This is a genomic window from Flavobacterium hydrocarbonoxydans, assembly GCF_009789235.1.
GTDB lineage: Bacteria > Bacteroidota > Bacteroidia > Flavobacteriales > Flavobacteriaceae > Flavobacterium > Flavobacterium hydrocarbonoxydans.
The window spans coordinates 417,419-433,536 of record NZ_WSTB01000001.1; the positions used below are offsets into that span (position 1 = coordinate 417,419).

At 35.9% G+C, this 16,118-nt stretch carries 7 protein-coding genes; 1 reads left to right on the top strand and 6 read right to left on the bottom strand.

Going from position 1 to position 16,118, the window contains the following annotated elements; genetic code table 11:
• Window positions 1-3 precede the first annotated feature (3 nt).
• The gene (locus GON26_RS01950; RefSeq protein WP_160373029.1) at window positions 4-1,470 is read left to right on the top strand and encodes an MFS transporter; all 1,467 of its coding nucleotides are present in this window, start codon (window positions 4-6) and stop codon (window positions 1,468-1,470) included.
• A gap of 63 nt (window positions 1,471-1,533) precedes the next feature.
• Here the strand turns inward: GON26_RS01950 and GON26_RS01955 are convergent, their stop codons facing one another.
• From GON26_RS01955 to GON26_RS01980, 6 genes are all read right to left on the bottom strand, one after another.
• The gene (locus tag GON26_RS01955) at window positions 1,534-3,699 is read right to left on the bottom strand and encodes a beta-glucosidase (protein ID WP_160373030.1); all 2,166 of its coding nucleotides are present in this window, start codon (window positions 3,697-3,699) and stop codon (window positions 1,534-1,536) included.
• Window positions 3,700-3,977: 278 nt separating this feature from the next.
• Entirely contained in the window at window positions 3,978-5,426 is a 1,449-nt protein-coding gene (locus GON26_RS01960; protein ID WP_160373031.1) for a RagB/SusD family nutrient uptake outer membrane protein, read from the bottom strand.
• Between the two features lie 15 nt (window positions 5,427-5,441).
• Window positions 5,442-8,627 carry a SusC/RagA family TonB-linked outer membrane protein gene (locus GON26_RS01965; RefSeq protein WP_160373032.1) on the bottom strand — a complete coding sequence of 1,062 codons (3,186 nt, stop codon included), beginning with the start codon at window positions 8,625-8,627 and terminating at the stop codon, window positions 5,442-5,444.
• A 119-nt stretch (window positions 8,628-8,746) separates the two neighbouring features.
• On the bottom strand, window positions 8,747-12,043 hold the full coding sequence (locus tag GON26_RS01970) for a VCBS repeat-containing protein (RefSeq protein WP_160373033.1): 3,297 nt from the start codon (window positions 12,041-12,043) through the stop codon (window positions 8,747-8,749).
• A gap of 87 nt (window positions 12,044-12,130) precedes the next feature.
• Entirely contained in the window at window positions 12,131-14,341 is a 2,211-nt protein-coding gene (locus GON26_RS01975) for an FG-GAP-like repeat-containing protein (protein ID WP_160373034.1), read from the bottom strand.
• A 30-nt stretch (window positions 14,342-14,371) separates the two neighbouring features.
• Entirely contained in the window at window positions 14,372-15,856 is a 1,485-nt protein-coding gene (locus GON26_RS01980) for a vanadium-dependent haloperoxidase (RefSeq protein WP_160373035.1), read from the bottom strand.
• Window positions 15,857-16,118 lie beyond the last annotated feature (262 nt).

The window sequence follows — 16,118 nt, forward strand, 5'->3', positions numbered from 1 at the left end:
TCTATGAGTAATACATCGCAAAAGCTTTCTGTGCTGGAAAAAATAGGCTATGGTTTAGGTGATTTCGCAGCAAATTTGATTTTTCAGACCTTGCTGACTTTTTTAGCTTTTTTTTATACAGATGTTTATAAAATTCCGGCCGGGACTGCAAGTGTTATTATCTTTATTGGAGGTTTTGTGGGAGCTTTTTTTAATATCTTTATGGGAATTATTGCTGATCGTACGCATACCCGATGGGGCAAATTCAGACCCTGGATTTTATGGACAGCATTACCCTTTGGAATTGCTTCAATTCTTTCTTTTCTAACTCCGGATTTTGGAGAAAAAGGCAAAATAATCTACACCCTGTTGACCTATTTTTTTTTAGTACTGATTTATTCTGCAAACAATTTGCCTTATGTAGCGTTAAGCGGTGTTTTGACAGGTGATATGAAAGAAAGAAATAGTCTTTCCTCCTATCGCTTTGTAGCCGTTATGATTGCCCAATTTATAATTCAGTCGCTTTTATTGCCGTTGGTTTTAATTTTAGGAAACGGAGATAAAGCTGTTGGTTTTAAAAATACGATGATCTTATTTGCTATCATAGGGGTGGTTTGTTTATTAATTGCTTTTTTTACTACCAAAGAAAGAATCCTGCCCGCAAAAAATCAGGAATCTTCTGTGAAACAGGATTTTATAGATTTGTCTAAAAACGGTCCCTGGCTGGTTATGGTACTGGTAACCATACTGGTATTTGTAACCTTGTCACTAAAAGGCGGTATGTATGTTTTTTATTTTAAATACTACTTAGACCCGGTGGCACAAACTGTTTTTCTGAATGATATTGGTTTTACTGCTTTTACAGAAAAACTGAATAACTCACTGATTTCAATGGGATTAGTTGATTTTCAGTGGCCAAAAGATGTTCCTACTTCTGCCTTTAGTCTTTTTAATGCAGGAGGTATTCTTTTTATGATTTTTGGAATTATATTCTCAAAATCACTCGCAGATTACTTTGGAAAAAGAAATATTTACATCACTTTTATATTTTTATCTGCTGTGAGCTTACTGCTTTTTAATTTATACAGCAGAACAGCTATTACAATTGTGTTTTTGACACAGTTACTTCATGGTTTTATTTACGGCGTTACCATTCCGTTATTATGGGCTATGATTGCGGATGTGGCGGATTACAGCGAATGGAAAAACCACCGAAGAGCAACCGCTACCGTTTTTTCGGCAATGCTTGTGGGACTTAAAATAGGAATCAGTATTGGAGGAGCTTTGGGTGCTGCTTTTTTATCTAAATATGGTTATGTAGCCGAAGAAGCTAATCAGGTTCCAGCTGCCGTAGAAGGCATCAAACTATCGGTAAGTATCTATCCGGGGTTTATATTTATTATAAGTGCCGTCCTATTGTGTTTTTATGTTATAGATAAAAAAATGGAAATTCAGATTGAAAATGATTTGAAAGAAAGAAGAGAAAATTAAAACACGATAATCTTATAGAATACCCTTTTTTAATTTTCTCTTCTTAAATTTTCTCAATTCCAATTATTGCACATTAATCGTCAAACTACTCACCACATTTTGGACAGAAGTTGCGGTATAAAGTACATATTCCCCTGGTTCTATTTTCCAGCTGGACGTTTTCTCGTCGTAAAAAGCCAGGTCTTTTACTTTCACTTTTAAATCAACCGTTTTTTGTTCTCCTGGTTTCAGGAATATTTTATCAAATGCTTTTAATTCTTTTTTGGGTCTTATCACTGATGAAGTGGTCTGACCTACATACAATTGAACGACCTCTGCTCCATCCGTTTTACCGGTATTCTTTATATCAAATTTGACCGTTATCTCCTCATTGGTACCATAACTTTTTTTATCAGATGTAACATTGGTAATTCCAAAAGTAGTGTAAGACATCCCGTAACCAAAAGCATATTGAGGCTCAATTCCTTTAGTATCAAACCAGCGGTATCCTACCAAAATATCTTCGTCATAATTCACCTTCAAATCATGTCCGGGATATACACCTAAAGCATGTGCAGGTGATTGGCTTAAAGTAACCGGAATCGTAAAAGGCAATTTTCCTGATGGAAATTCTTTACCGCTCAGTACATCCACAACGGCATTACCGGCTTCCATTCCGCCATACCATCCCCAAACCAGAGCAGGAACACGAGAGGATATACCCGCTAACTCAAGTGGAGAACCAGCAATAATCACGACTATTGTTTTAGGATTTGCTTTGGCAACTTCCTGAATCAATGTTTCTTGTCCGTACGGCAAACGCATGTGCAGTCTGTCGAATGACTCCGAATCAAAATCATGATTCAAACCGGCAAAAACAATCGCTACATCCGATTTTTTAGCCTGAGCCACTGCTTCATCGATTAATTTCCAATCAACCTTGTCCGTGTTTAATTGCCCGTTGCTGCTTCTTTCTACCACATGAGATTGTTTTTCATACCCTTGTGCAAAATTGATCTGCATAGATTTTCCATATTTTGCCGTCATAGCCTGAAGTGGTGTTACCTCATATAACGTTTTAATTTCGGAACTAAATCCGCCTCCACAATGTGTACGGGTCGCATTATCACCAATAATCGCGACAGATTTAATAGCATTCATGTTTAATGGTAAAATTTGATGGTCGTTTTTCAATAAAACAACAGCTTCAACAGCAGAACGATATGCGGCTTCCTGGTGTTCTTTAGTATTCAAAGAGCCGGTTTTTCTTCCTTTAGGATCTAATACTTTCGTTTTGATCATCACTCTTAGAATGTTTGCCACTTTTTCGTTTACAATACTTTCGCTAACGCGTCCTTCTTTAACCGCTTTAATCAATGGATCTGCAAAATACCAGTCGTTATAATTTGCCTTTTCGGTTCCCATTTCTAAATCTAAACCAGCCAAAGCCGCTTTTTCTGTACTGTGAACAGCATCCCAGTCTGACATATAAACGCCTTTAAAATTAAACTCATTGCGCAAAATAGTGCGACCTAAATAATCATTTTCGGTACAATATTCGCCTCTAAATTTATTATAAGCTCCCATAACGCCCAATGCTCCTGCATCGACTATCGAAGATTTAAAACCCGGTAAATAAATTTCGCGTAAAGCTCGTTCGCTCATATTTACATCTACAACAAAACGGTTTTCCTCCTGATTATTAGCCACAAAATGTTTTACACAAGCGGCAACATCCTGGCTTTGCAAAGCTTCTATATAATGTATAGAAAGCTGCGAAATAAGAAATGGATCTTCGCTTAGATACTCAAAATTTCTTCCACAAAGTGGAGAACGAATAATGTTGATTCCAGGTCCCAGCAAAACGTCTTTTTTACGAAAACGGGCTTCTTCGCCTAAAACAATTCCACGTTGTTTAGCCAGTTCCAGATTCCAGCTTGCCGCCATAGCAGTTCCGGTAGGAAAACAGGTCGAAGAGTCGTTAGTCTGTCCGGTATATTTCCAGTCATGACGGTTCATTTCGGCACGAACGCCGTGTGGACCATCGGATAAAGCCCATTCTGGGATTCCAAGATGTTTTATTTCCGAAGTATAAAATTTAGAATTTCCATGAAGCATCCCTACTTTTTCTTTCAAAGTCATTTTTTTTATCAACTGCTGAATTCTCTTTTCTGTCGCAACATCTGTTTGCGAAAAAGAATTTTGAAATACTAATAAAAACAGCATAATAGCTTTGAAATGTAGTCTCATTTTAAATGTTTTTTTGGATTCTGTTAAGTAATTTTTTTTAAATATTAAAGAGAAAATAAGTTCTGCGATAATCTTCCAAAAATAGACGAATAACCAGCTAAAGTCTGACACAAATCGAGCATTTTATAGCATAAATGATGCAAAATGGAGTCAGAAAAAACATGGCCCGCAGAGGAAACTGATTTTAACGGATTGACACTGATTGTGTTTTATAAAAAGCGATGAAAAAATCCGTTTTTACCTGTTCAATCAGTGTTATCTGTGGGCTATATCTTTTTTTAAGGATTTGGTTCTATTAATTTATTTACCGCTATTTCCCCGCTTGGTATGGGCCAAATATAATTACTGCTCGTAGGCAATACCAAAGGTGCTGTCCCGATAGAACCTTTTTTAGCCGGCAGTGTTTGTACTTTTCGCTGCAAATCCATCAAACGAAAACCTTCGCCTAAAAGCTCAATATCTCTTTCTTTTTGTATGGTTGCAATTAGAGCCTCTTTGGTCGAAATCTCATCTTCCGGGAAAACATAATTTGGGTCTGAACGATTTCTTACTGCTTTTAATAATTCCGTTGCCATAAGCAAATCATCCATATTCGCAGAGGCTTCGGCATAATTCAGCACTATTTCGGAATAGCGAATTACCGGCACATAATCTCTAAAAGGTGCTGTTGTAATACTAAATTTCTTTAATACTTTTTGATTGGCTGCACTTGTACCAATAAGGCTGGAGCGTGCATCTGTAGCTGAATTAAGAGCAGGATCACTAACGATTCCTTCGGCAGCTAAAAAAATAATGGGCTGTGCCAGATAATTATAAGCCAGTGCGTATTGGGCTGAAGGTGTTTCGGTGGTAGAATTTGCAAAAGGAATAGAAAAAACAGCTTCGGTTCCGGTATAACTTCCTCCAAAAATAGCCGCAAAATTAGGCTCTAATTTTTGAACCAGATTTCCTTCTGAATACTGAAACGGCAGGGTAGCTGAAACGATTTTTTCAGATTCAGAAATTACTTTTTCAAATTGATTCTGCACTAATAAAACCCTCGTTTTTAATGCAATTGCGGTACATTTTTTAGCTCTGGACGCATTCAGTAATGGTGTTGCGTAACTTACTGGTAAATCTATTTCGGCTTCATCCAAATCTTTTAAAATCTGATTGTAAACCAATTCGACAGTACTTCGAGCCAAATCATTATTTCCTGAAGTCGTAATGGGTGTTAATCGCAGCGGCAAACCCAAAGCATTTTTATCCTGATTATACGGTTTTGCATAGGTCTGGATCAAACTAAAATAACAAAAAGCACGAATAAATTTGGCCTCGGCAATGTAGTTTTTAGCCAGTTCTTCTGAAATTACGGTCGTTTCATTCATTTTACTAATCAAAATATTAGCAGCATTAATAGCAGTGTATCCTACCGACCACACACTGTTGACAAAATCATTGGTTGAGGCCACATTTTGGTTCCATACTGCGGATCCAGTTGCTGCATTTCCGTCATTTTGACCAAATTGATCTGCACGCTGTTCATTAAAAACAATAAATCTTCCGCCATAAAAACTTTGATTTTGCAATTGTTTGTACAGGTTATTGGTTTGTGCCAAAATTTTTTCGGGCGTACTAAAAGCAATCGATTCAGGAATACTCGTTTCCGGCTGCGTATCTAATAAATCGTCATTACAAGCTGTTGTAAACATGAGCATAAAACAACTCATTAAAATATATTTTTTCATTTTGTGTGTTTTTAATTAAAATCCAACATTTAAACCCAAAGTATAAACCTGCGCATTGGGCGGAACATTTTGATCTTTTCCTGAATTAATAGAGTTTCCGTTGATCGAAACTTCCGGGTCAGAACCTCTATATTTCGTAAAAGTGTACAGGTTATTTCCTTGTACATACACATAAACAGAACTGAACGTATTTTTTAGAAAAGAAAGATTCATTGGTACATTATATCCCAAAGACACATTTTTGAATTTTACAAAAGAGCCATCCTCAACTTTTGAAGTACTGGAAAATGAAAATCCTGCCGAAACATTGTCGCCATAATATAACTTCTGAATATCTGTAATCTGCCCCGGAGTTGTCCATCTGTTTTTGATAAATTCTCCGTTATTAAAATAACGCTGATCAGAATTGGTGGCACGCGTTCCGTTATACAGTTTGTTTCCTTGTGCAAAAGTTAGATTTACTCCTAAAACAAAATTTTTATAACTAAAAGTGTTATTTAATCCTCCAAATATTTTTGGCAACGATGGTCCTTGTATAACGCCATCTTTATAATTATCAATTGCCGGAGCTCCGGTACCATCCAGATAGGTCCATTTTGGTGAACCAATATGATTGTACTGTACTTCTTTTCCTTCGCTGTTTATAAAAATCATTTGGCCGTTGTCTGGATTTACACCTTTGTTTGGCACGGCAAAAACAGATCCTATAGAATAGCCAACCCGGGTCATATTTTGTACGCCAAATACACTAGGCACAAAAACATCACTCGCTAATGAGGTAACTTTGTTTTTAAGGGTTGAAAGATTCAGATTGACATTCCAATTGAAATTTCGGGTAGTAACTGCAAGCGCATTTATCCCAATTTCGTAACCGGTATTGTACATGCCGCCCACATTTTCGTTGATATAATTATTCGGAATTCCTGCTGAGAGTGCTTGTGGCGTTTTTAGAATCAAATCTTTAATTTTGTTATTGAAATAATCAAACTCAACAGCAATACGGTTGTTCAGTATGGCAAAATTCATCCCCAAATCAAGTTTTGAACTGGTCTCCCATTTTAGATTAGGATTTGCAGTCTGAGAATATCCTAAGGTTGGTGCGCCGCCATAAGTCGATGAATTATAGGTTCCGATGGAAGGATAATTGCCTATTTCGCTATTCCCTACAATACCATAACTGGCTCTCAATTTTAAACTATTCAGAAAACCATTTATTTTTGAATCTTTTAAAAAGGATTCTTCCATCAGGTTCCAGCTTACAGAACCACCTCCAAAATTTCCATATTTGTTTCCTTCGGATAAAGCCGATAAACCGTCAATTCTGTAATTTAAAGTCAGGAAATATTTGTTTTTAAAATTGTAATTAAGATTGGTGAAATAAGATATTAATCCATTTTCTGAAAGTTCATTGCCTATAGGCGAGATATTAGCATAACTTCCCTGGTAATTTTTATAATAAGAGTCCGTGACATTACTTTGAGAAGCTCCCCAGCTATCTACAGTGGTTTTAATCCTTTCGTAACCCGCAAGAATTACAAAATTATGGTTTTCGTTAAAAGAATCTTTATAAGTAATGGTATTCGTCCAGTCTGTTCTTGATAAATCTGATGCAATATTGGTAGCGACTCCATTGTAAGCTGCTCCACCTCCGTGAATTGGATTCAAAAATAATTTGTTTTCAAGCCCGATCGTATTCATTCCGAAACTGGATTTGAAAACTATTTTTTTGGTTAAAGCAAACTCTCCGTATATATTTCCTAAAAATGATTTACTGATTGAAGTCGTTAAATCAAGGTTCTGAACCATCGCTAAATTGTAAGCATTAATAGTACCAATAATCGATGGAATATTAGCGCCATATCCTACGCTTATTCCGTTTTGAATACTGTAGGAACCATCCGGATTGTAAACGGGAACATTTGGCGGCAGTACATAGGTCATTCTTCCCAGAGGTTCATTTGTAATATACTCGGTATTATAGGTTGAAGAAGACAGCGTATTACCCGCTACTGCGCCAGTGTTAGGCCCAACATTTTTTGCCCTGCTGTACGACACATTAACCCCGGCTTTAATAAAACTATTCACCTGATGGCTCAGGTTTAATCGTGTGCTATAATTTTGAAACGTGTTGTTTTTTATAAAACTATTCTGATTGGTATAATCTACCGAAAAATAATACTGAGTCGTTTCATTGGCACCAGAAATATTAAGATTATGGTTGCTAGAAAAACCCGGTTCGTAGGCTACATCGTACCAATTTGTATCTACAGTGCTTCCGTCAGGATTCTTGGCCAGAAAAAAACCAGGTGCCTTTCCGGCATTCACCAAAGCTTCATTTTTTATCATGGTATAATCTTCGGCATTTAATAATTTAGGCAGATTATAAGGCGTACTTCGGCTGAACCAATTGTTGTAATTGAATCTGGTTTTGCCCATTTTACCTTTTTTGGTCGTAATTACCATGACACCATTAGCTGCTCTTGAACCATATATGGCTGCGGCCGAAGCATCTTTGAGTACATCAATCGACTCAATATCATTAGGATTAATTCCGGAAAGCGGGTTGTTCCCCACAAAACCACCTAATGAACCCGTAAAAACTGCCACACCATCTACTACAATTAAAGGAAAAAGCCCTGAGGTAATGGTATTCAAGCCCCGAACCCGCATCACTGGCGTATTGTTTAATACACTTGTAGATTGAATAACATCGATTCCGGTTCCCTGTCCTCCTAATAACTGATCGAAACTGGTCGTAGGACGGTTCTCTAATTGTTTAGCCGAAACTCTGGAAACAGAACCTGAAAACTCCGATTTTTTTTGAGACAAATAACCGCTCGAAATTAGCACTTCATCTAATTGATTCGAATTGTCCTGCAGTATAACAGTAATGCTTTTATTGGATTTTATAACCAAATTCTGAGTCACATATCCCAGCGAAGTAACGGTTATAGCGATTGGATATTTAGCTTTTGTAACCAAAGAAAAATAGCCATTTTCGTCGGTAAGTACCGTTTCATTGGTTTCTGTAATCTGCACTGTTGAAGCCACTAATGCTTCTTTATTAGTACCGATAATTTGTCCCTCGATAGTATTGTTTTGTCCAAAAAAAGACCACGAAACCAAGAGAAAAAACAACATCGTAAGCCGATGACCCTTTTTTAGTATATCTAAAAAACGGTTTATATATTTTTGTTTCATTTTTTTTGATTGTATAGCGTAGCCCAAACCAGAACATGATGCTGTCCTGGTTTAAACTACTGTATTTTAACTGATTGTTTTTTTGAAAATGAATTTAAAACATAATCAAAATGAAGAATTTAATGGATTTTGACACTTTGCAAAAACGAATTATTTTTAGTGACCAAAAGATAGGTTTTCCCTTTTACATTGATTTTCTCCATGCTTTTAACATCTCCCGGAGTAAAAAATCCACTATCAATTGCTGAAACCGATTTGAATTTTCCTTTGCCATCTCCTTTTAAAAACAATCCGTGACCGGCATCATTTCTAGGCGTTTCTACTTCAGAATTGTACATGTTTCCACTTATCAAAACATCCAGTTTGCCATCGTGATCGTAATCCTCAACCATAATTTGATTGATACAAGTTAGCTGAGCTTCAACAGGCAGTTCGTGAATGACAAATTTGCCGTTTTTATTTTCTAAATAAATACTGGCAAAAGATTTCACTTTGTAATGTAAAGCTTCTTTAAGTGATTTCTCCGTATAAACATCAACTAGAGTTGCTTGTGAAAAACTTTCGTAATCTTTGAATTTCTTCTTGATATTGGGAATCTGCTGAGACGAACAGCCACGACCACGCACCGGATACTGTTTGCCGTCATTGTAGTAACTCAGTACAATATCCTTGTGTTTATCATTATCAAAATCTTTTACGAAAATATCAAAGGTTTCGTCTGGAGTGGCTTTGTATTTGTAATTCAAACCATTGTTCCCAACGATATAATCCATGTCGCCATCTTTATCAAAATCGCCTTGCTGAATACTCCACCACCAGCCGGTCGTGTCATCTGAAAGTCCCATTTGTCTGGTTACTTCGTTGAAGCCTGACTTGGTGTTTTCAAAAATTCTAATAGGCATCCATTCGCCTACAATAATGATATCATCTAATTTGTCGTTATTAAAATCCGTAATAACTGCGCTGGTAGCCATTCCTAAATTGATAAATTCTTTAGGTGCTTTTTTAGAAATTTCAAATTTTGGCAATCCCGCAGTGCTGATATTGTGCAGTAAATACGTGGTTGTAGGTGACGGATATTGTCCCGGAACCTGTCTTCCTAATACCAAAAGATCTTTTTTTCCATCTTTATCATAGTCAATTGGATATACTTTTGAGCCGCTGGTTAGCATTCTTGGTAAGACTCCATTTGGCGCTTTTGTAAAATCACCTTTCCCGTTATTGAGGTACAATCTGTCTTGCAATTTTGCGTCATTAATCAAAAATTCGTAACCGCCGCTCACTACATACAAATCATTATCGCCGTCATTATCGGCATCAAAAATCAAAGCTCCTGTATCTTCACTGGCTTTATCATTTTCGAGTGCCTGACTGTTTTTTTCTGCAAAACCTGTTTTAGACTGCAAAAAGATTTTTCCTGAATAAGTAGCAGCTCCTCCAATGAAATAATCTTCAAGACCGTCTTTATTTAGATCTCCTACGGCAATCGCTGGCCCAAAAGAAGACATTTTATGTGGTAATAAAACCTGGTCTTTAAAATCATCATAAGGGTTTTCTTCATGTTTAAAAACTGGAAAAACACTATTTTCAGTTGAAAATAAAGGCGCTTTTACCGCTTTTTTTACTAGTATTTCTTCTTTGGCATCCTGTTCTTTAAAGGTGATGGTCTGGTTGGCTTTGACATTCGACATTTTCTGTACCTTACCGTTCGTCCAGACAACTTTTACCTCATCGATTGAATTTTCTTTGGCTAAGCCAAAATGCAAATTAGGAGCCACCGAGGATTGAAACCCTCTTGTCATGGTAAGTTCCTGCATTTGGGTTCCTTTTTTGGTTCTGATGTAAACACGATTCCCTAAACCATAAGTATTTTTGGAACTTCCTTTAAAATTTATTTTGATGTAATTATTGATTTCAGAACTTGAATTTTCGAAAACTGAAGCAAAATCATCGATGTTATTAACTACCAAATCTAAATCGCCATCGTTATCTAAATCCGCATACGCCACACCATTTGAAAAACCTTTATATTCGATGCCCCATTTTTTATTTGCATGTTCAAAATTCAAGTTTCCATTGTTCTGAAACATGAAATTATCTATTTTCTCTGAAGGAATTTCCTGTGATTTTTTAAGTAAATCTTTTGGTTTTAAATTCAAAGACTCCAGACTGTTAAAGAAATCGTTATTATTAATTTCTCTTCGGGTTCCATTGGTTACAAATAAATCTTTATTACCATCATTATCAAAATCAGCAAATAAAGGCCCCCAGCTCCAGTCTGTCGAAGATGTTCCTGTAATACGGGATACATTGCCAAAATGTGGAATCCCGTTCTCGTTGACTCCTGTATTAAGCTGCATACAATTATGCATGTACTGATAATTAAAACCAGCATCTACAACATCCCAAAAAAGTTTCGGGTTCATGCTGGACATATTCGCTTTTTTACGACGATTGTCCTTGGCATCCATATCTACCTGAAAAATATCCAAATTTCCATCATTATTGAAATCCGAAATATCGACACCCATTCCGTAAAAAGAATTATGTGCTGTAGCCTCTTTTACGACTTCCTTAAAAGTGCCATCCTGATTGTTGATGTACATGAAATCCGGCGAATTAAAATCATTTGAAACATAAATATCCGGCCAGCTGTCGTTGTTTAAATCTCCAATTGTTGCACTTAATGATAAGCCGTAAGCCATTACACCTGCTTCTTTAGAAACATTGGTAAAATGACCTCCCTCATTTCGGTACAAATGTCCTGATTCATGGTCTTTGACATGCAACATCATTTGTACATAATCGCCTGTTGCCGAATTGAATTTTGTGGGTGGATAATTGGCTACAAATAAATCGAGATCACCATCTTTATCATAATCAAAAAAAGTTCCCTGAACACTGTTCCCGACATCATCAATACCGTATTCTTTTGCTTTTTCTGTAAATGTTCCGTTGCCATTATTGATATACAACTGATTGTTTTTTGGACCAAATTTTCCGCTTACACTACAATAAATATCCAAAAAACCATCACCATTTACATCTGCCATCGTTACTCCGTTATACCAACGGTTATCCCCTCCGACACCAGCTTTTTGCGTAATATCTTCAAATTTTAGATTTCCTTTGTTCAGATATAATTTATTCGAAACCTGATTACCTGTAAAGAAAATATCTTCCAGACCATCATTATTAATGTCTCCTGTTGCAACTCCACCTCCTAAATAAATATAATTATAAGTGAAGTAATTCAGGGAATCATTTTCAGTCAGATTATTACTGAAATCAATCCCCGTATCAGAATGATCTAAAGTTTTAAAAATCTTTTGATCTGAATCTTTACCCGAACAGCCTGCCAGCAATATTATGCCTATCAGACTAAAAAAAACGGCTTTTCTTTTTATATTTTTCATTTTTTATAATGCTATAAAATTTATATTTCATTTATCAACGTTCTAAGACTATCTATTAGTAAATCTTAGCTTTTGCAAAAAATAGTTTTACATACAAACAGGCGATTTTATACCTGCAGTCGAAAAAACAGTTTTTTTGATATTTACTTTCGTAAAAGTTTTTTCTCCCTCAATAATTTTAATGTATTGGTTGGGCTGTATGTTTTTAAATACTTCTTTCTTCTGACTTTTAGGCCACGTAATTTCTATTTGATCAATGATAGAGGCTTGTCCTACTCCAATTTCCATTCTTAAAGCCGATGCTCCAAAACTTCCGCCAGAGTTTAGTATCCTATAAACCGATCTCGAAACACCCTTTTCACGAAAACTCACTTTTACTTTGGTACCAATGGCCGAACGATTGCTATCTGTGCCTTCTAACTGTAATTTTATCCAATGATTTTTATTTTGTCCCGGATTTAGATATAAAGAATTATTGAAGGAATCTCCTATGTAAGCACCTCCCATTTCGATAAAAATATCCGTATTACCATCATTATCAAGATCATTAAAAGCAACTCCGTGACCTTTTTGTAAATTCCCTACACGCCCGGAAACCGTTACATCGGCAAATTTTCCATTGCCCATATTTCGGAATAATTTATTTGGTGTAAGCGATTTATAATCCGGATTTCCTGTTCCGAGATACATATCCAGAAACCCATCATTATCAATATCTCCAAAATTAGAACCCATTGCAAATACCGTTTTACTTAATCCGGATTCATTAGAAACATCAGAAAAAGTACCATTCTGATTATTATGATACAAATACATTTTACTGCTGTTGTTGGGAATATTCAAAGCTTCCATAGCCATTTCGCCCGCAACAGAACCCGTATATTGATAACCACAAACAAAAATATCCTGCCAGCCGTCATTATCATAATCCCAGAACCAGGTAGGAAACGTCATCACATTGATACCGGCTAAACCTGCCTGATCTGTAACTTCTTTAAATTGTGGAATACCACTTTTAAGTCCCGTATTCTTTAATAGTATTTTCTTTTTATTCATTCCCGAAAGAAACAAATCAATGTCGCCATCATTATCATAATCGACAGCTGTTACGCCTTTTATATAACTAACAATATCACATTTTGCTTCTTTGGCCACATTGGTAAAGGTTCCATCCTGATTATTCAGGTACAGTTCTGAAGGGTAAGATTCGGTATCCGATGATTCATTACCAATAAACAAATCTAAAAAACCATCATTATTAAAATCATTCCAGTTACCTGCCTGCGTAGGAAATTCAGAATACAGTCCGCTTTTGATGGTTACATCTGTAAAAGTTCCATCGTCATTGTTCCGTAAGAGTGAATTGGGCTGTCTTCCGTATTGGCGCATCCAGGCTCCTCTTAAAACAAAAATATCGGTATCGCCATCATTGTCGTAATCCGCCTGAATCATATTCAATCCTCCTTTGAATCGGCCTAATTCGGAGTTTTTAGAAACATCGGTAAATTTTCCTTTTTTATCATTTTGATAATAGTGCATAACGCCATCCAGACTCCAGTCTGAAGTTACAATATCTAAATAATCATCATTATTGAAATCATCTACAATAACACCACCCGACATATTTCGGGTTTTAATGCCTACGTTTGAAGCCACATCTAAAAAAGGTTTTATACTATATCCCGAATTATTCTGATCCAGATTAGGAATTAGCCATTGTTTGGGAACCTCAGCCGGATAACCACCTACTGTCATATACGCAACATTGATGAGCCATTGCGATTCATAATCTTTTGGATTTATCTCTAATAACTTTTTATAAATTTCAATTGCTTTTTGAGAACCTTGTCGTAGCGTGTGAATCCCTTTTTTTTGAATAGGCATGATACACGATTCCGGATTGTGATAATTGACACAATTTTGTTTTTCGCCTAATCGCATATAGGCAATTGCCAAAAATTTTAAGGATTGAGGATTATCTCTCCCATCCAGTGCTTTCATTTTGTTGATGGCATCTTCCAGATTTGCAACCGACTCCGTTTCTTTTCCTAGTTTCAATAAAGCATTTCCTTTATTTATTTCATTAGATAATTTAAAAAAACCATCATCCGAACTTTTAATAATGGAATCGTAAAATGCGACCTCAGCTTTTGAAGCAAATGAGTTCTTTTTTACATCGTACATTTTTTTTCTGGCCTCCAAAATATTAACCATCTTATCATTGGGATTCGAAAAATAATCGCAGGACTGTGCTAAAGCAGATGTTATAAATAGCAATAGTAGCTGTTTAATTTTCATAATTAAAACATTTTAGAGGGGTTAATCGTGCTATTTATCAAAATTTTTATTTCCTATATGAAGATTATAAAACTTCCAAACTTCATGTGCTACATTTCTGCCTAGCTTTAATCCTTCAACATTATCTGCCTGAATATGATAGCCTCCCATTACTCTGGAAATTCCGGCCATATTTGCTGTTTCGGTAAAAGTTGGGAACTTAAGAACAACAGGTTTTCCGATGTTATTTGGTTCTGTCATTGACCCCGGGCTACTCCAGATTGCAGATTCTCCAAAAGTATCACTTCCGGTCCATAATTTTAAAGCTTCACCGCAACCTCCACTAATTGTACTATGTCCGGAAACATAACCGGGAAAAGCGGGACATAAAAAAATATCTGGCGAGTAAGGTCTCCAGTCTTGTCCTTTCATCTCTATATTTCCAAAACCAGGTCCGCCCCAGGCTTTTATCGTCTGATCTTTATAATAATGATGAACCAAAGCATAAGGTCTGGCAAAATCATAAAACATTTTGGTATCCCAGCAGGCAATAAAACAATCCATTGCAGTTACCTGATTATAGAAAAACATTTTTACATCCTGATCCAAGGTATGTTTATCACGTCTGGAAACATCCTGGGCAAATTTTAACCAATGTCCGGCTTGCTGTACAGATTTTGGTCCATCACGCATAAATTCTACCAATGCTTTTTGTTCGTTGGTTAGATTATATTGTAAATCAAGTAGTTCTTTAACTTCATTTTTAAGTTGTTCTGAATCCAATGAAGGTGGAGGCATAGCACGAAACTGATCTCCGGATTTTAATCCTACAGGTTTTACTTTGTTCCAAAATGGAGTGGCACATTCTGGTGCAAACTTACCGCCTTTTCCATCTGAAAAATATTTTGGCTGCCAATGAATTACATCCGTCATTTCATCAGGTGAATTGACTGGTTTATAATTTACATAGTTAAAATAAGGAGTTCCATTTGAACCATTTTCTTCCCCATATTGATTTGATCCATCATGTTTTCGTGCCTCAATTACTGCTTTTGCGGCTAAATTTCCTATTCCCACAGGTGTTTTGGGATCTAGTGATTTATCATTAGGATCCAGTCCTAATTTGACCATAAAAGCCACAAATATATCCTTGTCTGAAAAATAATATTCACATAATGCATTATAGGCAGCATAACTAATAGCAATCTCTTTATTTTTGAGTGTTTGTTCCTTATTAGGTCTTCTTTCTGTGTCTTTTAAATATACAGGAATCGCCTTATGATCATAACGGCTCCAGGCATCAAAAACAGCAACAAATGTCAATCCTAAAAAACGGGAAGTTACTGTTGGTCTTGGTTTAAATCTTTCGGTATCATTACCAGTGGCAAGAACTGCTATTTCCGACCATTTATAGGCCATGTTATTTTCTCCTGTTGGTTCTTTAATCTTAGGTTTACTCTCTTTGGTTTGAGCAAATATGGTAGTAGTTAAAGTACCAAATAATAGTACCTTAAATAGTAATTTATGAATTTTCATTTTGGTTTTTTTATATGGTTATTTAATAGCTTTCATTTCAATTAATCGTAATTAATTGATTTTTTTTGAAGTTAAATTTTAAATAAACCTAACACGTTGGGTGTAATTAATAAAAATTTAATTAAACACATAGAAAACATAGATTTTATGATCTTGAAAAAAGGAAATCAAAAAGAAACTCGTTTCTTCACACATAGTCCCGATAACTATCGGGATGTTTTAATGCAAGTGAAACGCCTTTTTTGAGTTCAATATCTATGTT

What these genes read in the sequence shown, in the direction of transcription:
- GON26_RS01955 (WP_160373030.1), bottom strand. Translation starts at nt 3,699, where the DNA reads ATGAGACTACATTTCAAAGCTATTATGCTGTTTTTATTAGTATTTCAA.
- GON26_RS01950 (WP_160373029.1), top strand. Translation starts at nt 4, where the DNA reads ATGAGTAATACATCGCAAAAGCTTTCTGTGCTGGAAAAAATAGGCTAT.
- GON26_RS01960 (WP_160373031.1), bottom strand. Translation starts at nt 5,426, where the DNA reads ATGAAAAAATATATTTTAATGAGTTGTTTTATGCTCATGTTTACAACA.
- GON26_RS01970 (WP_160373033.1), bottom strand. Translation starts at nt 12,043, where the DNA reads ATGAAAAATATAAAAAGAAAAGCCGTTTTTTTTAGTCTGATAGGCATA.
- GON26_RS01980 (WP_160373035.1), bottom strand. Translation starts at nt 15,856, where the DNA reads ATGAAAATTCATAAATTACTATTTAAGGTACTATTATTTGGTACTTTA.
- GON26_RS01975 (WP_160373034.1), bottom strand. Translation starts at nt 14,341, where the DNA reads ATGAAAATTAAACAGCTACTATTGCTATTTATAACATCTGCTTTAGCA.
- GON26_RS01965 (WP_160373032.1), bottom strand. Translation starts at nt 8,627, where the DNA reads ATGAAACAAAAATATATAAACCGTTTTTTAGATATACTAAAAAAGGGT.